Raw genomic sequence first — 18,168 nt, 5'->3', positions numbered from 1 at the left:
CCCCGCCGCTATACCGATGCGCTCGCCCCTTGGGATCTGGGTCGTCTGGAACCCTACCGCGAGGATTACCTCGCCGGGTTCACCGCCGAAGGCTACACCGTCGGGCTGGAGGAAGGCTGGGCTCGCGCGCGTGAGGAGATGGCGCAGGTCATCGCGCAGGATGTGCGCCGCGACATCGGCGGTGACGAACAGCGCATCACATCGGTCGACACCGATTATTCGGCGGAAACCTTCAAACATGTGCTCCTGCCGATCTGGATGGCGGCCTATAAATACAACGGCAAGAGCTATCGCTTCGTCGTCAACGGCCAGACCGGCAAGGTGCAGGGCGAACGGCCGTACAGCGCCTGGAAGATCGCCTTTGCCATCCTGATGGCGCTGATCGTAGCCGGGGCCTTCGCCTGGGCCAACCAGAAAGGCTATCTGGGATGAGGGGGCACAAGGTTGACAGCCCCCCGCCCGCGCGCGATAGGCAGCCAACCCGCGACCGGAGGCCCCCATGCGTGTTCTGACCGAAGCCCGTATCCCGGAACTGCCCAGCCCCTATTTCGGCAAGGTCCGCGATTGCTATGACCTGCCGCCGACGCCCGACTTCCCCGAGGGCCGCCGCATCCTGATCTCGTCTGACCGGATCTCGGCCTTCGACCGGATTCTGGCGGCGATCCCCTACAAGGGGCAGGTGCTGACGCAGGTCGCGCGCTGGTGGTTCGACCGCACCGCCGATATCTGCGGCAATCACGTCGTGGCCTACCCGGATGCCAATGTGGTGATCGGCAAGCGGCTGACCATCCTGCCGGTGGAGATCGTGGTGCGCGGCTATCTGGCGGGCACCACCGGCACCTCGGTGCTGACGCTTTACAAAAAGGGGCAGCGGCAGATGTATGGCCATACCCTGCCCGACGGGCTGCGCGACAACGAGGCGTTGCCGCAGGCAATCATCACGCCGACGTCGAAAGCCTTCGACGGTGGCCATGACGAGCCGCTGACGGCCACAGAGATCGTGGAACAGGGCCTGCTGAGCCAGGCACAATGGGACGAGGTTTCCACCAAGGCGCTGGCGCTGTTCGCGCGCGGACAGCAGATGGCGGCCGAACGCGGGCTGATCCTTGTCGATACGAAATACGAATTCGGTGTGGATCTGGACGGCAATATCCTGATCGCGGACGAGATCCATACCCCGGACAGCAGCCGCTATTGGCTGGCCAACGGCTATGAAACCGCCCTGCGTGACGGGACGCGGCCGCCGAGCTTTGACAAGGATGTTATCCGCGCCTGGGTCGCGGCGCGCTGTGACCCCTACAAGGATGCCATCCCCGAGATCCCCGCAGAGATGATCGAGGCGACGAGCGCCGTCTATATTCAGGCTTTCGAGGCGATCACCGGCGAGACTTTCGTGCCCGATCTGGAAGGCGCCACCGTGCTGGACCGGGTGCGCGCCCATCTCTCGCCGTATTTCGGGGCGTGAGGCGCCGAGGGGAGGCTGCCTGCCTCCCCCGCCCGTTCCGGGCGTCCCCTCCGGGAGTATTTTGCAAGGAGCAAAGACGATGTTTGCGCTAACATCGCTTTTTCGGATATAAGCGCCGAAACTTCGGGAGGTTGCGATGATTCTGAGCTGTGGCGAGGCGCTGATCGATATGTTGCCGCGCGAAAGCACGGCGGGCGAGCCCTGTTTCGCACCCTATGCCGGGGGGGCGGTGTTCAATACCGCCATCGCGCTGGGGCGGCTGGGCGCGGCCTCAGCCTTCTTTTCAGGCGTCTCGACCGACATGCTGGGCGAGATTCTGGCCGAGACGCTGGAAGCCTCGAATGTGGATACGCGGTTTCTGGCGCGGTCAGGACGGCCGACGACGGTGGCGTTCGTCAAGCTGGTGAACGGTCAGGCGACCTATGCCTTCTATGACGAGGGTACGGCGGGGCGCATGCTGTCGGTCGATCAACTGCCCGAATTGCCGACCGACGCGGCCGCGTTGTTCTTTGGCGGTATCAGCCTGGTAAACGACCCTGCCGCAAGCACCTATGAGGCATTGCAGGCGCGCGAGGCCCGCATGCGGGTGACGATGATCGACCCCAATATCCGGCCCGGTTTCATTGCCGGCAAAGAAGCGGAATATCGCGCGCGGATCGAGCGGATGATCGCGCGGGCCGATATCGTGAAACTGTCGGACGAGGATCTGCACTGGCTGCTGGGTCCGGGCGAGGTTTCGGCGCTCGCGCGGGGGATTGTCGCGCAGGGGCCGAAGCTGGTGTTCATCACCGAGGGCGCGGCGGGTGCGCGGGCGGTGACGGCAACGCAGGATCGCTTCGTTGCGGCAACCAAGGTGACTGTGGCTGATACGGTAGGCGCGGGCGATACGTTCAACGCGGGCGTTCTGGCGGCGCTGGACGAGGCGGGTGTGCTGACGAAGCAGGCTCTGGTCACCCTGCCCGATACGGTGCTGGACGCGGCGCTGAGCCTTGGCACGCGCGCGGCGGCCGTGACCGTTTCGCGCGCGGGCGCCAATCCGCCCTGGCGGTCCGAGTTGTGAGGGCCATCGTCCAGCGCGTTTCGCGCGCGAAGGTCACTGTGGACGGCAGTGTGACAGGGGAGATCGGCGCCGGGCTGATGATCCTCGTCTGTGCCATGCAGGGCGATACAGAAGCCGATGCGGATAAGCTGGCGACGAAGATCGCCAGGCTGCGCATTTTCCGCGATGACAAGGACAAGATGAACCTGTCGGTGCGCGACATCGGCGGCGCCTGTCTGATCGTCAGCCAGTTCACGCTGGCCGCCGATCTGCGCGGCAACCGCCCCGGATTTTCGACCGCCGCACCCCCGTCTGAAGGGAAGCGGCTTTATGAGTACTTCACTGCGCGGATGCAGGCGGAGGGTCTACCCACCTCCAATGGCATCTTCGGCGCCGATATGGATGTGGAACTGGTCAATCAGGGGCCGGTGACGATCTGGATCGACACCGACAATTGACAGCCCTCAGCCCTGCCAGTCCCAGGCGGTTGCGAAATTGCCCAGCACCTGCGCCACGCGATCCCCCTCGGCCTTCGGCGCGAGTTTCGCGGTGAGGCCACGCTTCTTGTCCTCGACCACCTCGACCACGCGCGCTTCCAGACCTTCGGCGGCGAGCGCGGCATCCAGAACCCGCCGGATTGCCATGCGGCGCAGATCGGGTTTGAACACCTTGCCCACGGCAGTCTTGGGCAGTTCGGGCAGGATTTCGACGTGTTTCGGCACGGCGGCGCGTTCGGGGATATGCTCCCTGGCAAAAGCCGCAAGCTCCGCCTCGGTCACGCTTGCCCCCTTTACCAACTCGACATAGGCGCAGGGCAGTTCACCCGCATGGGCATCGGGCTGACCGATGGCACCCACAAAGGCCACCGCCTCGTGCCGCATCAGGGTTTCCTCGATCAGCGCCGGGTCGATGTTATGGCCGCCCCGGATGATCAGATCCTTCGCCCGCCCGGTGATGAACAGATAGCCCTCGGCATCCAGCCGCCCCAGATCGCCGGTACGCAGATAGCGGCCTTCGGCAAACAGTGAGCGGTTCTTGTCGACCTCGGTATAGGTTGACCCCTCGAAGACACCGGGATTGGCCACGCAGATCTCGCCAACCTCATCGACACCGCATTCGCGGAAGCCGCCATTGCCGTCGGCATGCAGGATGCGGACATGGGTATAGGGGAACGGGATGCCGACAGAGCCGGTCTTCTTGGCCCCCGAAGGCGGGTTGCAGGACACAAGGCAGGTGCATTCCGTCAGGCCGTAACCTTCGATGATCTGCACGCCAGTCGCTTTTTCGAAGCGGTTGAACAGCTCAATGGGCAAGGGCGCCGAACCGGAGAAGGCGCCGCGCAGCGTGCTGACATCGGCATCAAGCGGGCGCTGCATCAGCGCGGCCAACGCGGTGGGCACGGTGATCAGATATGTCACCTTCCAGCGCGCGATCAGCTTCCACAGATTGTCAAACACGCCCTCGCCGCGATAACCGGCAGGCGTCGGAAAGATCACATGTGCGCCTGAGGCGATCATGGACATCAGGATCGGATAGACCGCGAAGACATGGAACAGCGGCAGCGGGCACATCACCGTATCGGTTTCGCGGAACAGCAGCCGGTGCCCCAGCCAGCCGTTATAGACCATGCCGGAGACTTTGTGCTGCGCCACCTTCGGCATGCCGGTCGTGCCGCCGGTGTGGAAATAGGCGGCCACACGATCCTCGCGCGTATCGGCAAAGGTCAGGCGGTCAGCCGGATGTTTGCGTATCTCGGCATGGAAACTTTTGACATTTGCATGATGTCCGACCGGCGATCTGGGGCGCAGGAAATGCGCGATCCATTTCTTCGGCGGCTTCAGATAGCGCAGCAGGTCGACCTCCAGCACCGTCTTGACCGAAGGCGCGTATTTCACCGCCTCGGCCACCTTGGCTGACAGGTCGGTCTTGGGGAAGGCGCGCAAAGTGACGACAACCCTGGCATTGGTCTCGCGCAGGATCGCGCTGATCTGTTCGGGTTCCAGCAGCGGATTGATCGGGTTGACGATCCCCGCGACCATTCCGCCCAGCAGCACCTGCACGGTTTCCGAGCTGTTGGGGAGCACGAAGGCCACCACATCCTTTTCGCCAACGCCCAGACTGCGGAACAGGTTGGCGGCCTGGGTGACCTTGCCGAAAAGTTCGGACCACGTCAGGGTTTCCGAAGGATCGGCAGGACCGGAAGTCAGCATGTAGGTCACAGCGGGGCGGGCTCCATGAGCCTTGGCCGCGCGGCCGATGAAGTCGTGAATGCTACGGGCCATGTCACGTTCGGCCCAGCCCATTTCGGCCTCGATCGCCTTGATGTCGGCGACATTGGCAAAGCTTCCCATCCGTCAATTCCTCCCCTGCCGCCGGTTCCGCGCGTGATGCGACGACCGGGCGGTCTCCTCTCTGCCAGAATGCGGATTTCCGGGCCTTGCCGCAAGCAAAGCGGTCTGGAGGCTACGCTACGTCCCGCCCTGACCGACGCAGCGTCAGAAACAGCGGGCGGCGGAGGGGCCGCCCGCGCGGCATCACTTCTGCGGGATACGCAGCATCTGGCCCGGATAGATCTTGTCGGGGTGGCTCAGCATCGGCTTGTTGGCCTCGAAGATTTCCATATAGCGGTTGCCGTTACCCAGCGTCGCCTTGGCGATGGCCGACAGCGTATCGCCCTTCCTGACGGTGTGGAACACCGGCGCGGGGGCATCGGGGTGATCTTCGGCCTCGACCTCGGCCACACCATCGACATTGCCCACGGCGAGGATGATCTTTTCCTGCGCTTCCGGCGTTGCGGCCTTGCCGGTCAACTTGACCTTGTCGCCCTCGACCCTGATCTGCACATCCCTGGCATCAAGGCCCAGATTCTCAACCTCTTTCTTCAGCGCCTCTTCCTTGGCGGCAGCCGCGTCCGGTGCCTCGGCAGCCTCAGCTTTCGAGCCAAACAGCGACGACCCGGCATCCTTCACGAACGACCACAGACCCATGACATTCTCCCACCTGTACCGGCCGCAGCGACATGCGCGGCCCCTTCAGGAAAAGCATGCCCCGCATCGGCACCGGGTTCCAGTGAACATTCTGCGGCAATTTTCCCCCTTGAGCGGGATCAGGCCGTACCATCGGTAAATTGCAGCCGCGCGAGACGGGCATAAAGCCCGCCTTCGGCCACCAGCGCGTCATGGCTGCCCTGCGCGACGATCTTGCCGCCCTCGAACACCACGATACGGTCGGCGCGTTTCACGGTGGCCAGACGGTGCGCCACCACAAGCGTGGTGCGCCCTTCGGCCAGACGATCCACCGCCGCCTGCACCGCACGTTCGCTTTCCGCATCCAGCGCCGAGGTCGCCTCGTCCAGCAGCAGCACCGGCGCATCGCGCAGGATGGCGCGGGCGATGGCCACACGCTGTTTCTGCCCGCCCGACAGCATCACCCCGCGCTCGCCCAGGAAGGTGTCATAGCCTTCGGGAAGCGCGGTCAGGAAATCATGCGCGGCGGCGGCGCGGGCGGCGGCCTCCACCTCGGCATCACTCGCCTCGGGGCGGCCGAAGCGGATATTGTCGCGTGCGGAGGTGGCGAAGATCACCGGGTCTTGCGGCACCAGCGCCATGACCTGCCGGAAATCGCCGCGCGCCATGTCGCGCAGGTCGATCCCGTCCAGCGTGATGCGCCCCTCCTGAGGGTCGTAGAACCGTTGCAGCAGTTGCAGGATCGTGGTCTTGCCCGCGCCGGAAGGGCCGACCAGCGCCACTGTCTCGCCCGCCCGCACATGCAGGTCCACCCCGTTCAGGGCAGAGCTTTCGGGCCGCGTCGGATAATGGAAACGCACGCCCTCAAAGGCGATTTCACCCCGCACCGGGCGCGGCAGCACCCTGGGCTCGGGCGGGTCTTGCACCGTGTCCTTGGCATGCAGCAGTTCCACCAGTCGCTCGGTCGCGCCCGCCGCGCGCTGTAACTCGCCCCAGATTTCCGACAGCGCGCCCACGGCGCCCGCCACCATCACGGCATAGATGACGAACTGCACCAGCTCGCCCGCCGTCATCGCGCCCTCGCGCACGTCGCGCGCACCGATCCACAGCACACCGACGATCCCGGCAAAGACGAGGAAGATCACGATGACCGTCATTACCGCCCGCGTGCCGATCCGCGCCTGCGCCGAAGCATAGGATTTCTCGGTCACATCGGCGAAAGCGGCGCGGGTGCGGCCCTCATGCGTATAGGCCTGCACGGTCTGAACCGCCTGCAACGCTTCAGAGGCCGATCCCGACGAAGCGGCGATCCAGTCCTGATTGTCGCGGCTGAGCCTGCGCAGCTTGCGCCCCATCACCACGATTGGCACCACCACCACCGGCACCACCAGCAGAACAAGGCCGGTCAGTTTCGGCGAGGTCCAGAACAGGAAGCCGAGCCCCCCCAGCAGCAGCAGCACATTGCGCAGCGCGACCGAGACGGAAGAGCCGATCACCGACAGGATCAGCGTCGTGTCGGTGGTCAGCCGCGACAGAACCTCGCCGGTCAGGATACGTTCGAAGAAGGCGGGCGACAGGCTCGAAACGCGGTTGAACAACGCGCTGCGGATATCGGCCACAACCCGCTCGCCCAGCCGGGTGACAAGGTAATAGCGTGCCCCGGTGCCCAGCGCCAAAGCGGCGGCGATCAGCAGCGCCGCCCCGAAATACTGATCCAGCAGCCCGGCGGCAGAGTTGAAATTGTCGACGACACGCCGCACCGCCAGCGGCAGGATCAGGCTGACCGTGGCGGTCAGCGTCAGCGCGGCAAGCGCGCCGATCACCATGAACCGATAGGGCGCAAGGAAGGGTTTCAGCCCGGCCAGCGCGCCCACACGTTTCGATGCGGCGCGGTCGGGAAGGGGTTCAGTGCCACGGGCCATCGCGCTTCTCCTGTCTCGCGCCGACGGGTTTAGGGGCTGGATCGGCGCGGGGCAAGCGTGACGAACCGCCGCTGCCCCCCTTTCGTCTGCCCTGCCCCTGTGCCAGTTTGGCGCCCGGAGGTGCGTGATGCAGGTTTCAGTGGTGGTTTTCGATGCCTACGGCACGCTGTTCGACGTGGCGGGTGCGGCACGCGCGGCGGCGGCCAGCGATACCCGGCTGGCCGGGCTCTGGCCCCGGTTGGCCGATGACTGGCGGCGTAAACAGCTTGAATACACCTGGCTCCGCAGTCTGATGCGCGACCATGCCGATTTTGCCTCGGTCACCGCCGAGGCGCTGGACTGGGCGATGGAGGCGGCAGGGCTGGAAGAGGCGGCGCTGCGCGCCCGTCTGCTGGCGCTTTACGACGAACTGCCCGCCTATCCGGAGGTGCCCGCGATGCTGAAGGCGGTGCAGACGCGCGGCCTGCCCCGCGCAATCCTGTCGAACGGCACGCCCGCCATGCTGTCCTCTGCCACCCGTGCCGCCGGTGTCGCGCCCCTGCTGGACGCCGTGCTTTCGGTCGAGGATCTGGGCATCTACAAGCCGGACCCGTCGGTCTATGCGCTAGTGACCGCACACTTTGACGTACCCCCGCCCGAGGTGCTCTTCGTTTCCTCGAACGGCTGGGACGTGGCAGGCGCCAGCGCCTTCGGCTTCCGCACGCTCTGGGTCAACCGCATCGGCGCGCCGGTCGACCGCCTGCCCGGACGGCCCGACCATATCGCCCGCGACCTTTCCTCATTGACGGATCTTCTGCCATGACCGCCTTCTTCACCGCCACAGACGGCGCCCGCCTTGCCTACAAGGACGAAGGCGCGGGGCTTCCGGTTCTTTGCCTGCCCGGCCTTACCCGCACCATGGGCGATTTCGCCTATATGATCCCGCATCTGCCGCCCGTCCGGCTGATCCGCATGGATTATCGCGGACGCGGAGAAAGCCAGTGGACCGGCGCCGAGACCTACACCGTGCCGCAGGAGGCGCAGGATGCGCTGCGCCTGCTGGATCATCTGGAAATCGACAAAGCCGCTGTTCTGGGCACTTCGCGCGGCGGGCTCATTGCCATGTTCCTTGCCGCCACCGCAAAGGATCGTCTGCGCGGCGTCGCGCTGAACGACATCGGCCCGGTGATCGAACGTCCGGGGCTGGAGCGGATCTTCGACTACATCGGCCATAATCCCCGCGCCAAAAGTTACGAAGCGCTGGCCGAGGCCCTGCCCCGCAACATGCCGGGCTTCGCCAATGTGCCCGCAACCCGCTGGCTGGAGGAAGCACGACTGCATTATCAGCCCACTGAGCGCGGGCTTGGCATCACCTATGACCCGGCGCTGCGCGACGCTTTCCTTGCCGCCTTCAAGGGCGATCTGCCGGAAGCCTGGCCGCTGTTCGACGCGCTGGCAGACCTGCCGGTTGCGCTGATCCGGGGCGCCAATTCCGATCTGTTGTCCGAGGCCACCGCGACAGAGATGCGCCGCCGCCGCCCCGACATGATCTTTGCCGATGTGCCGGACCGCGCCCATATCCCCTTCCTCGACGAAACCGAAGCCGTCGATGCCCTGCATCGCTGGATCAGGAGCATGGCATGATCGACATCACCCATATCGAGGCCGCGGCCGCCCGGCTGTCCGGGCATGCGCTGCGCACGCCGCTGCTGGGATCTGCCTTCCTGAACGACATCGCCGGGCGCCGGGTCTGGGTAAAGGCCGAATGCCTGCAACATACCGGCTCTTTCAAGTTTCGCGGCGGCTGGTCAGCGGTCTCTGCCCTGTCCGCCGAACAGCGCGAGGCCGGTGTCATCGCCTATTCCTCGGGCAATCACGCGCAGGGGGTGGCGCTGGCCGCTCAGCGCCATCACGCGCCCTGTGTGATCGTCATGCCCGGCGACGCGCCGCGCCTGAAGATCGACAACACCCGCGCCCTCGGGGCTGAAGTTGTGCTGTATGATCGTGAACGGGAAAACCGTGATGCCATCGGCGCCCGGATCGCGTCAGAGCGCGGGCTGACCCTGATCAAGCCCTATGACGAGCCGGAGGTCATCGCCGGGCAAGGCACCTGCGGCCTTGAAATCGCCGAACAGGCGACGGAACACCGTATCCGGCAGGCCGATGTCATCATCCCCTGCGGCGGCGGCGGATTGACTGCCGGTGTGGGTCTTGCACTGGAAAGCCGGATGCCGGGCCTGCGCCCCCGCCCGGCCGAACCCGAAGGCTTTGACGATACGGCCCGCAGCCTTGCCAGCGGTGAGGTTTGTCGTAACGCCCGGCAGGCCGGGTCGCTCTGCGATGCCATCGTTACCCCGGCCCCCGGCGCGCTGACCTTCCCGATCAACTGCCGGCTCTGCGGCCCCGGCTTTGCCGTAACGGATGACGAGGCCTTGCACGCCGTCGCTTTGGCCTTCACGCGGTTGAAGATTGTGCTGGAGCCGGGCGGCGCCGTGGCCCTTGCCACCGCCCTGTTCCGCCCCGACGAGATCGAGGGGGATGACGTTATCGTCATCGCCTCTGGCGGCAATATAGACGCGGGCCTGTTCACTTCGGCCCTGTCCCGCTTCGGGGGCTGAGCCATGCCGCTGGCCTTCCTGCCCGATCTGCGCCTGAACTACCGCGACGAGGGCACCGGCGCGCCGGTGGTCTTTTCCCATGCGCTTGGACTTGACCTGACGATGTGGGACGCAGTGCTGCCGCTGCTGCCGCCTGGCCTGCGCCTCATCCGCTATGACCATCGTGGTCACGGCGGGTCAGACGTGCCTGCCCCACCCTATACGATGGGTGCACTGGTGCGCGATGCAGAGCGCCTGCTGGATCATCTGGGGGTAAAGGACTGCGTATTCGTCGGCCTGTCGATGGGGGGACTGGTGGCACAGGGGCTGGCCGTGAAGCGCCTGGAACTGGTGCGCGGTATGGTACTGTCGAACACCGCCGCGCGTATCGGGATCGAAAGCCAGTGGCAGGCCCGCGCCCAATCGGTATCAGATCAGGGCATGGAGGCCGTGGCCGACACCACGATGGAACGCTGGTTCAGCCGCCGCTTCCGAGCCGGGGGCCACCATCTTCCGTGGCGCGAACGGCTGCTGGCCTGTGCGCCCGAGGGTTATATCGGCGCCTGTGCCGCGATTGGCGGGACGGATTTCTATACGCCGACCGCCAGCCTCACGCTGCCGACACTGACCCTTGCGGGCAGCGAGGACGGCTCGACTCCGCCCGATCTGGTGCGCGAAACCGCCGAATTGATCGCAGGGGCAGAGTTCCGCCTGCTGCGCGGCTCCGGCCATCTGCCGCCCGTCGATGCGCCTGAGGCATTTTCCGAGGCGCTATCCGGCTTCCTGCGCCGTATCGGCCATGTATAAATCGAACAACCCAGCCCAAATGATCCGCATGAAGGAAGCCCGCTGACTCTCTGGTCTGTGTGGGATATTCCTGATGTTCTGTTGCTTTGTCCTGCAAATGTCTTGACCTTTCCCGACTTTCGGGCCGGTTTGCCGGCACAGAACTTCGTCCGGTCGCACGCCTGACATTTACGACGAAAATTGTCGCGCCTGAGCCATTCTTGTCGCACAATCACTGGTCTCACGCGCGTTGCGGGCTTAGCCTTTCCCAGTGAAACAGGGGCAACCGGCGACGGGAAGCGCAGGCCCGCGCCCTCTGCGACAGGGATACAGCGCATGAAGCTGAAGGATCTGGAACTCTTCATCGTCGCGCCTCCGGCGCCCGGCTGGGGTGGGCGCTACTGGATTTTCCCGAAGCTGACGACCGATGACGGCATTACCGGCTATGGCGAATGCTACGCCTCGACCGTGGGGCCAAAGGCCATGCAGGCGGTGATCGAGGATGTGTTCGAACGCCACATGCAGGGCGAAAACCCGGAAAACATCGAGCTGATGTTCCGCCGCGCCTATTCCTCAGGCTTCACACAACGGCCCGATCCCACCGTGATGGGGGCCTTTTCAGGGCTGGAAATCGCCTGCTGGGATATCCTCGGCAAGGCGCGCAACAGACCCGTCTGGGCGCTGCTGGGTGGGCGCATCAATGACCGCATCCGGTCTTACACCTATCTTTATCCGGAACCGGGCCGCGAAAGCGCTGAATTCTGGGTCTCGCCCGAGATGGCAGCCGAAGCAGCGGTGCGCTTCATGAATCTGGGCTTCACGGCGGTGAAGTTCGACCCCGCTGGCCCCTACACGATCCGGGGCGGACACGAACCCGCCATGTCCGATATCACCCGTTCGGTCGCCTTCTGCCGCGCCATCCGCGAGGCGGTGGGGGACCGGGTCGACCTGCTGTTCGGTACGCATGGCCAGTTCAGCACGCCCGGCGCGATCCGTCTGGGACGCGAGCTGGAGCCCTACAACCCGCTGTGGTATGAAGAGCCGATCCCCCCGGACAATCTGCTGGAATTTGCCGAAGTCGCCAAGTCGGTCCGCGTGCCGCTGGCCACGGGCGAGCGGATGACGACCAAGGCCGAATTCGGCACCCTGCTGCGTGCGGGTGGGGTGAAGATCCTGCAACCTGCGCTGGGACGGGTCGGCGGAATCTGGGAAGCAAAGAAAATCGCCGCCATGGCCGAGGTGTTCAATGCCCAGATGGCCCCGCATCTTTATGCCGGGCCGGTGGAATGGGCGGCGAACGTGCACCTTGCGGCTTCGATCACCAATCTGCTGATTGCCGAAACCATCGAGACGGGTGGCGCTTTCCACCAGAAGCTGATCCGCAATTCGATCCGCTGGGAAGATGGCTATATCCTGCCGCCAGAGGCGCCGGGCCTCGGGATCGACTTTGACGAGACGGTAGCCCGCGCCCATCCCTATACCGGCACGCAATTGCACCTCCAGATGCAGGAAGCGCCTTGTGATTACAGCCGCCCCAATCATTTTGAGGGGGGCGCCCCTTCCACCCCGACCTGAGTTGGCGCGTCAGGGCGCCTGACCGGCGCCCTGCACCATGCCTTGTGGCCGGTGCATCCGTGCGCATCCCCTGCCCGCATGTTTCGCAGCATAAAGCGCCAAATCGGAATCCTGCATCAGCACAGCCGCTTCGGGGGTCTGGTAGAACCCCGACATGGTGATGCCCACAGATGCAGCAATCCGGCAAACCTCCCCCTCGTAGATCATCGGTTCGGACACGCGGTCGATGATTCGTTGCGCAATATCGGTCAGCCGCGCCGGATCGGCCGCGCCGGGCAGAAGCAGCATGAACTCATCCCCCCCGATCCGCGCCAGCGTGTCGCCGCGACGGGTTTCGACCGTAAGGATGCGCGCAACCTCGCGCAGCACATGATCGCCCGCCGCATGGCCCAGGCTGTCATTCACCTGTTTGAAGAAATCCAGGTCCAGATGCATGAGACCGAAGGGCTGCGCCGCATCTATCATCCGGGACAAGGCCAGCTCGAACGCGCGGCGGTTGCGCAATCCTGTCAGCATGTCAGTTGCGGCCTGCTCTTCTGCCACCGATTTGGCGCCCTGAAGCCGCAGCGTCAGGCCGCGCAGCTCATCCGTGACAGCCGATTTCGCCTCGACCACATACAGAAGTTCCATCGCCAGCTCGGTCGGCGCGAAATCGGCGCTGGTCAGGGCGTGACGGCACACCGCCTCAATGATGTCGATGCCGAAGGACAGGTTGACCAGCATGTCGCCCTCCCCCGCCAGCGGCACGGCAATTGCGCGGAACTGGGTCTGCGGCAGATGCCGGGCGGCGAGGAACAGCCTTTGCCCGGCGGCTTTCTGCAAGAGGCCCATGCTGTTCAGGCCCGAAGGCCGCCGTATTTCGAACAGGCTGAAGAAATCCGCCGCGCCGGATGCCGCGCCCAACAGCCTGAATGCCGTCGGGCCGCAGGATCGGAGCCTGCCATCAGGGCCAAGATGCAAGTGCAGCGGCAAGAGCAGACCCAAGGCCCTTGCATCGAAACAGGCGACCGTCATCGGGTGGCCCCGGGCGTCGCGCGGGCAAGCTCGAACTGACGACCCGCGCTGAATCCGGCCTGGGCCAGCGTAATGGAAATCCGCTCTCCCTCCGGGCCAGAGCCGCAGTGATCAACCAGACACAATGCCCCGTAATCATCCGCCATGGCCCGCAACAGCCCCACCACGACATGCCCCGCCCCATGAATTGCAGACCGGCAGATCAGGGTGAATTCGGTGGCGGAATGATCCTGCAATTCCAGCGTCGGAAGGTCGATATCGGGCACGGCAAGGCGGGCGCGGCCGGGCAGTTCCTCCAGCGATTGCAGGAAATCCACGAAGGTGGCTCCACCGAAACGCAGCAGGCGCCGCAGGCCCTGCACGTTGGGATGCGACACCAGATAGATGCCCAGATCCTCCAGCACCGTATCGCGTGGCCGTGCCAGCAGCCGCGCGGCGGCGTCAATCACCCGGTCGGTCAGGCCCGGTTCATAAAGCAGCATCGGCTCAAACCCTTCAAGACCGGGTTGAGCCGCCTGCGCCACCGCCGACCACAGCGGGTGCCCATAGGTATCGCGCAGAAAGCACTGGATTGCCCTGTTGATCAGCCCGTGCATCGAAAACCCCTCAGATTTCCGACGAGGCTAGGGCATGGGCCTTAACAAAGCCCTTAGGGCAACAGGGGCAGCTCACCCTCGCCAAGGCGCAGGGCATTCAGCGGCACCGGCACAAACTCGGGTGTGCCTTCCGCCAGTTGCCGCATCAATGCCACCGCTGCCGCCCCTTCCGGCAGGACACCGCGCAGAGGAGTGACATACCGCCGTTCCGAAAGGCCATCAGGCCAGCCGAAGCCGGTGACATCCAGCAGCCTGCCATCGCGCAACAGCAGGACCATCGCCTCGTCCCCCGCGATATGCGGCCAGAAATCCCCGGCGATCATCAGACAGGCGGTGCCTCCCTCCCCCGGCAGGTCCTGAAGGCAGGTCTGGCGCCAGTCTGCCAGCTCGGGCGCCGCCAGTTCAGACAGCACCCGGTCGCGCAGCGCCGTGGCCGTAGCGGGCCGCATCGGCAGCAGGGTCGCGAGTTCCTCACGCAGTGCAGCGGCATCCTCGGGCAGTGCGGGGACTGTCGCAGGCTTGCGGCGGAACAGCTCTGCCAGCGCCTCCTGCCCCGGCTCCGCCGCGCGCAGTCTCAGCATTTCGACCGCATCGCGTCCTGGCCGGCCCCAGTCTCGCAGCGCGCCGAGATCGAAACGTGCAACCGGAACCCGACCATTCTCCAGCCGGGCAAGCTGGCTCCGCGTCGCGATCCTTTCGGGGTTCAGAAGCGGGGTCAGCAGGGCGGCGGAAACTGCGATGATCAGCAGCGCCATCACGATATTGGCCTGCCGCAGACGCGCCATCCAGCCACCCAGACGCAGCGCGGCAATGGCATAGAGCACACCATAGCCCAGCCCGAATCCGGCGATCACGGCGCCCAGCACGCGCTCGGGCGTCCAGCCGTATTGCGCCACGCGCAACCAGACCGCCCAGGCTCCGAGCGCCGCGGGGGCGATGATCAGCACCGCCATCGCCCGCGCGGCCCAGCGCACCAGCCTGGCGCGCGCCGCCTCTTCATCCGACTGGTCGACAGCCGATGTGACCAGCGTCGCTCCGGTGGCCGCAATAGTCAGCAGCGTCGCCGCCGCCGACAGCGCGCCGAACAGACCATCCAGCCCCTGCACCGGCAGCACCACGAGGAACAGCACCACCACAAGCAGCAACACCGGCAGCAGAAGTCGCAGCAGCCGCAGGATCAGATAGGGCGACATCACATCGGCCATCTCGTCCACCACGGCAATGCCAAGGCCCAGCGCGATGCCGGTGATGACAGGGCTGATGAACGGCGTGCTGATCAGATCACCCAGAAAGCCGATGCCCACGGTTTTCAGCAGAGCATCCGACAGGAACAAGACCGCCCAGACAATACCGACGAACAGCCAGGCCGCCGCGTAGCGGATGACGATGGTCCAGGCTTCGATGAAAAGCAGCCGGTAATCCCGCCAATGGCTGAGTTGCGCTGCGACCAGAAAGGGTTGCGGCAGGAAGGTCAGGGCCAGAGCGGCAAGGATCACCGCCGGGGTGTCAAACATCTGATCGGCAGAGACATAGCCAAGGCTGGCCCAGGCCAGCCCCAGCCCGACCACCATCGCCAGCGGCAGGGCCGTCAGCACCGACCGGCGCAGCGAAAGCGGTCCCGCCATGCCCAGAACCGCAACAAAGAACACCAGTGTGAAGCCGGTCAGCGCGAGTGCGGCGCGTTCGGGCAGCAGATTATAGTCATGAATCTGACCCAGCCCGAAGAAGGCCAGCCCCGCCAGCCCCCCGGTCGCCGCCATGGCGATACGTTGCGAAATCTGCCGGTCCATGCCTGCCTCCTGCCGTTCCGGCGCAGGTTATCCCGCGCCGGGGGCAAGGGAAAGGCGGTCAGAAATCAGTGGGCGCCCCGCCTTCCTGCTTGCGCTGCGCCACGAAGCGGGTCAGCGCCTCCAGACGGTCGCCCTCAATGGGGGGCGGAGTGAAATCGGCGAGGATCTGTTTATACATCCGGTGCGCGCGCTCTGCCGTCCAGACCGCGCCATCCTGATGCCAGGCCTCGTAATTGCGCCAGTCGGCCAGGAAGGGCGAATAAAAGGCGGTCTGGTAGCGGTCCTGCGTATGCTGGCAACCAAAATAGTGGCCCCCCGCCCCCACCTCGCGGATCGCGTCGAAGGCCAGATCGTCGTCGGTGGTGCCAAAGGTCTCCGGTTCGCAATAGCGCTGAATCATTTGCAGCACCTCGCAATCCATCACGAATTTTTCGGGGCTGGCGATCAGCCCGCCCTCCAGCCAGCCCGCCGCATGATAGACCATGTTGGACCCGGCCTGCACGGCGGCCCAGAGCGAATTGCAGGTCTCCCACATGCTCTGACCATCCGGCACGTTGGCTGCGCAGACACCGGAAGACCGCTGCGGCACGCCGTAGAACCGCACAAGCTGCCCGGTCATCTGTGTCGCCCGCATGTATTCCGGTGTGCCAAAGGCCGGGGCACCGGATTTCATGTCGACGTTGGAGGTGAAAGTGCCGATGGCCACCGGGCAACCGGGGCTGATGTATTGCAGCAGTGCAATGGCCGACAGCGCCTCGGCCAGCGACAGGGCGACTGCGCCGGACATGGTGACCGGGGCCATGGCGCCCGCAAGGGTAAAGGGCGTTACCACCACCGGCTGCCGCCGCCGCGCCAGCCGCATCGCACCATCCAGCATCGGATAGTCGTGTTTCAGGGGCGAAACCGAGTTGATGTTGGTATACATCCGCGGCTTCGCCTCGAACTCGTCATGGCTGAGCCCGCCCGCCAGACGCACCATCTCCATCACATCCTCGACCCGCTCGGCGCCAAGGCTGTAGGCGTGGCACACCTTGTCGGTGAGCGTCAGCTTCTCGAACAGGCAATCGAGATGGCGCACCGAAGGATGAATGTCGATCGGTTCTACCGGATAGCCGCCTGCGATATGGATGCAGTTGAAATACTGCGTCAGTTTCAGGAATTCCCTGAACGTCTCGAAATCGCCGGAGCGTTTGCCGCGTTCCAGATCCCAGGCATTCGGCGGCGACGAGACATTGACGAAGACCATATGCCGCCCGCCCAGAATGATCTCGCGTTCCGGGTTGCGGGGGGTGATGGTGAATTGCGACGGTGCCTTGCGCACCATCTCCATCACGAAATCCTCGTCCATCTTCACATTGGTGCCCGAAACCTTGCAACCCGCCTGTTTCAGGATCTCGCAGGCTTCGGGATTCAGCATTTCGATGCCGATTTCCCTCAGGATGCGCATGGCGGTGCGGTGGACGCGCTGCACGCCTTCGGCATCCAGCGGCTCGACCGGGGCGTCGGGCAGCACGGGGATGCGCCAGGGCATCTGGTCGATCACGGCGGTTCCGGCGCGGGCCTGATTACCCGCCCGGCCACCGGCGCGGCTGCGTTTGCGGCCCTGATCGTCGCTCATGCCCGTTCTCCATCCTGGGATTCCGCTTTCCGCCAGAATGGCCGAAAGGAACCGCCAAGGCGGACAACAAGCGCGACAGGTTTGTGTCGTTTTTGATCTAGGCGGTCAGGGCCGCGCCAGAGAGCGAGTCCAGCCAGCCCGGCAACGCACCGATGTGATCCAGCACCAGATCGGCATGCGGCGCAAGTTCGTCCTGCAAGGCGATGCCAGTCAGCACGGCAATACAGGTCATCCCGGCCGCGCGGCCAGCCTCCATGTCGTGCCGGCTGTCACCAACCATCGCAATGCGCGACGGGTCCAGCCCCATCTGCCCCGCAAAGGCCAGAAGTTGTCCCGGCGCGGGCTTGCCGCCATAGCCCGAGTCGTAACCGGCCACAAAATCGAACAGCTCCAGCACCCCATGCTTACGCAGATGCGTGCGGGCGGGGATTTCGGTATCATTGGTCGCAAGCCCGATTTTCAGCCCGCGTGCCTTCAGCGCGGTGAACAGCGGCACCAGTGGCACAGCCTCCACCGTGGGCGCCTCAGCGGCCAGCAGGTTCATGCGGTCCACAAGGCTGCTCGCGGCTTCGGGCGCCAGATGCGGCAGCATCGCTTCGGCAATTTCCGGGGCGGTGGCGGCGATCACCGGGCTGTCGGGGGCAAAATCCATCCGCGCCGCATCGAACCCGATGGACTGCGCCAGCACAGCGCGCCGGTCGGCATCCGGTTCCAGCTCAGCCAGCAGTCGCGCGGCCCAGCCACCCCAGCTTTGCCGGAAGTCGAACAGCGTGCCGTCCTTGTCGAAGATGAGCCCGTCGATCATTTCATCCCTATCCCGC

The 18,168-nt window shown here is 65.1% G+C and carries 16 protein-coding genes and 1 pseudogene; 9 read left to right on the top strand and 8 right to left on the bottom strand.

All coding sequences use genetic code 11. The features are described 5' to 3' along the window. The 4 genes and pseudogenes from AO684_RS22145 to dtd all read left to right on the top strand — a co-directional run. Nucleotides 1-432, top strand: a pseudogene (locus AO684_RS22145) (primosomal protein N' (replication factor Y) - superfamily II helicase); the annotation flags it as partial. A 67-nt stretch (nt 433-499) separates the two neighbouring features. Further along, nucleotides 500-1,465 (top strand): phosphoribosylaminoimidazolesuccinocarboxamide synthase, encoded by a 966-nt coding sequence (locus tag AO684_RS04580; protein WP_054301565.1) that lies wholly within the window; start codon nt 500-502, stop codon nt 1,463-1,465. A gap of 136 nt (nt 1,466-1,601) precedes the next feature. Beyond that, on the top strand, nt 1,602-2,525 hold the full coding sequence (locus tag AO684_RS04575; protein ID WP_054301564.1) for a carbohydrate kinase: 924 nt from the start codon (nt 1,602-1,604) through the stop codon (nt 2,523-2,525). Next, entirely contained in the window at nt 2,522-2,962 is a 441-nt protein-coding gene (gene dtd / locus AO684_RS04570) for a D-aminoacyl-tRNA deacylase (RefSeq protein ID WP_054301563.1), read from the top strand. The genes AO684_RS04575 and dtd overlap by 4 nt, the downstream gene beginning before the upstream one ends. A gap of 6 nt (nt 2,963-2,968) precedes the next feature. Here the strand turns inward: dtd and AO684_RS04565 are convergent, their stop codons facing one another. The 3 genes from AO684_RS04565 to AO684_RS04555 form a co-directional block, all read right to left on the bottom strand. Continuing rightward, nucleotides 2,969-4,855 (bottom strand): acyl-CoA synthetase, encoded by a 1,887-nt coding sequence (locus AO684_RS04565; protein ID WP_054301562.1) that lies wholly within the window; start codon nt 4,853-4,855, stop codon nt 2,969-2,971. 183 nt (nt 4,856-5,038) lie between these two features. Continuing rightward, complete coding sequence (gene lysM, locus AO684_RS04560) at nt 5,039-5,491, bottom strand: peptidoglycan-binding protein LysM (protein ID WP_054301561.1); 453 nt, start codon at nt 5,489-5,491, stop codon at nt 5,039-5,041. Nucleotides 5,492-5,610: 119 nt separating this feature from the next. Further along, nucleotides 5,611-7,392 (bottom strand): ABC transporter transmembrane domain-containing protein, encoded by a 1,782-nt coding sequence (locus tag AO684_RS04555; RefSeq protein WP_054301560.1) that lies wholly within the window; start codon nt 7,390-7,392, stop codon nt 5,611-5,613. Nucleotides 7,393-7,519: 127 nt separating this feature from the next. Here AO684_RS04555 and AO684_RS04550 point away from each other — a divergent pair, with 127 nt between their 5' ends. The 5 genes from AO684_RS04550 (at nt 7,520) to AO684_RS04530 (ending at nt 12,329) form a co-directional block, all read left to right on the top strand. Then, on the top strand, nt 7,520-8,194 hold the full coding sequence (locus AO684_RS04550) for a haloacid dehalogenase type II (RefSeq protein ID WP_054301559.1): 675 nt from the start codon (nt 7,520-7,522) through the stop codon (nt 8,192-8,194). After that, complete coding sequence (locus AO684_RS04545) at nt 8,191-9,015, top strand: alpha/beta fold hydrolase (RefSeq protein WP_054301558.1); 825 nt, start codon at nt 8,191-8,193, stop codon at nt 9,013-9,015. Before AO684_RS04550 ends, AO684_RS04545 begins: the two co-directional genes overlap by 4 nt. Beyond that, nucleotides 9,012-9,989, top strand: a complete 978-nt coding sequence (locus AO684_RS04540; protein ID WP_054301557.1) for a threonine/serine dehydratase — start codon at nt 9,012-9,014, stop codon at nt 9,987-9,989. The genes AO684_RS04545 and AO684_RS04540 overlap by 4 nt, the downstream gene beginning before the upstream one ends. Before the next feature lie 3 nt (nt 9,990-9,992). Then, nucleotides 9,993-10,775, top strand: a complete 783-nt coding sequence (gene pcaD / locus AO684_RS04535) for a 3-oxoadipate enol-lactonase (protein WP_054301556.1) — start codon at nt 9,993-9,995, stop codon at nt 10,773-10,775. Nucleotides 10,776-11,090: 315 nt separating this feature from the next. Next, nucleotides 11,091-12,329 carry a mandelate racemase/muconate lactonizing enzyme family protein gene (locus AO684_RS04530; RefSeq protein ID WP_054301555.1) on the top strand — a complete coding sequence of 413 codons (1,239 nt, stop codon included), beginning with the start codon at nt 11,091-11,093 and terminating at the stop codon, nt 12,327-12,329. Between the two features lie 9 nt (nt 12,330-12,338). Here the strand turns inward: AO684_RS04530 and AO684_RS04525 are convergent, their stop codons facing one another. The 5 genes from AO684_RS04525 to AO684_RS04505 all read right to left on the bottom strand — a co-directional run bounded on the left by AO684_RS04525 (nt 12,339) and on the right by AO684_RS04505 (nt 18,152). Continuing rightward, nucleotides 12,339-13,343: a GGDEF domain-containing protein gene (locus AO684_RS04525; RefSeq protein WP_054301554.1), complete on the bottom strand. Its 1,005-nt coding sequence runs from the start codon at nt 13,341-13,343 to the stop codon at nt 12,339-12,341. Beyond that, entirely contained in the window at nt 13,340-13,939 is a 600-nt protein-coding gene (locus AO684_RS04520) for a heme NO-binding domain-containing protein (RefSeq protein WP_054301553.1), read from the bottom strand. Before AO684_RS04520 ends, AO684_RS04525 begins: the two co-directional genes overlap by 4 nt. A gap of 53 nt (nt 13,940-13,992) precedes the next feature. Continuing rightward, nucleotides 13,993-15,729, bottom strand: coding sequence for a DUF4153 domain-containing protein (locus AO684_RS04515; RefSeq protein ID WP_054301552.1), 1,737 nt, complete (start codon nt 15,727-15,729; stop codon nt 13,993-13,995). Between the two features lie 58 nt (nt 15,730-15,787). Beyond that, nucleotides 15,788-17,347 (bottom strand): trimethylamine methyltransferase family protein, encoded by a 1,560-nt coding sequence (locus AO684_RS04510; RefSeq protein WP_054301551.1) that lies wholly within the window; start codon nt 17,345-17,347, stop codon nt 15,788-15,790. Nucleotides 17,348-17,444: 97 nt separating this feature from the next. After that, the gene (locus tag AO684_RS04505; RefSeq protein WP_054301550.1) at nt 17,445-18,152 is read right to left on the bottom strand and encodes an HAD family hydrolase; all 708 of its coding nucleotides are present in this window, start codon (nt 18,150-18,152) and stop codon (nt 17,445-17,447) included. Between the last annotated feature and the right edge of the window lie 16 nt (nt 18,153-18,168).

It is taken from the genome of Gemmobacter sp. LW-1 (assembly GCF_001303875.1).
Classification (GTDB): domain Bacteria; phylum Pseudomonadota; class Alphaproteobacteria; order Rhodobacterales; family Rhodobacteraceae; genus Gemmobacter; species Gemmobacter caeni.
The sequence above is the reverse complement of the archived record's forward strand: the minus strand, read 5'-3'. Positions and strand labels throughout refer to the sequence as shown.

Excerpts from the sequence above, each read along its gene's own strand:
- AO684_RS04580 (WP_054301565.1), top strand. The coding sequence starts at position 500 with ATGCGTGTTCTGACCGAAGCCCGTATCCCGGAACTGCCCAGCCCCTAT.
- AO684_RS04575 (WP_054301564.1), top strand. The coding sequence starts at position 1,602 with ATGATTCTGAGCTGTGGCGAGGCGCTGATCGATATGTTGCCGCGCGAA.
- AO684_RS04565 (WP_054301562.1), bottom strand. The coding sequence starts at position 4,855 with ATGGGAAGCTTTGCCAATGTCGCCGACATCAAGGCGATCGAGGCCGAA.
- lysM (WP_054301561.1), bottom strand. The coding sequence starts at position 5,491 with ATGGGTCTGTGGTCGTTCGTGAAGGATGCCGGGTCGTCGCTGTTTGGC.
- AO684_RS04555 (WP_054301560.1), bottom strand. The coding sequence starts at position 7,392 with ATGGCCCGTGGCACTGAACCCCTTCCCGACCGCGCCGCATCGAAACGT.
- AO684_RS04550 (WP_054301559.1), top strand. The coding sequence starts at position 7,520 with ATGCAGGTTTCAGTGGTGGTTTTCGATGCCTACGGCACGCTGTTCGAC.
- AO684_RS04545 (WP_054301558.1), top strand. The coding sequence starts at position 8,191 with ATGACCGCCTTCTTCACCGCCACAGACGGCGCCCGCCTTGCCTACAAG.
- AO684_RS04540 (WP_054301557.1), top strand. The coding sequence starts at position 9,012 with ATGATCGACATCACCCATATCGAGGCCGCGGCCGCCCGGCTGTCCGGG.
- pcaD (WP_054301556.1), top strand. The coding sequence starts at position 9,993 with ATGCCGCTGGCCTTCCTGCCCGATCTGCGCCTGAACTACCGCGACGAG.
- AO684_RS04530 (WP_054301555.1), top strand. The coding sequence starts at position 11,091 with ATGAAGCTGAAGGATCTGGAACTCTTCATCGTCGCGCCTCCGGCGCCC.
- AO684_RS04525 (WP_054301554.1), bottom strand. The coding sequence starts at position 13,343 with ATGACGGTCGCCTGTTTCGATGCAAGGGCCTTGGGTCTGCTCTTGCCG.
- AO684_RS04520 (WP_054301553.1), bottom strand. The coding sequence starts at position 13,939 with ATGCACGGGCTGATCAACAGGGCAATCCAGTGCTTTCTGCGCGATACC.
- AO684_RS04515 (WP_054301552.1), bottom strand. The coding sequence starts at position 15,729 with ATGGACCGGCAGATTTCGCAACGTATCGCCATGGCGGCGACCGGGGGG.
- AO684_RS04510 (WP_054301551.1), bottom strand. The coding sequence starts at position 17,347 with ATGAGCGACGATCAGGGCCGCAAACGCAGCCGCGCCGGTGGCCGGGCG.
- AO684_RS04505 (WP_054301550.1), bottom strand. The coding sequence starts at position 18,152 with ATGATCGACGGGCTCATCTTCGACAAGGACGGCACGCTGTTCGACTTC.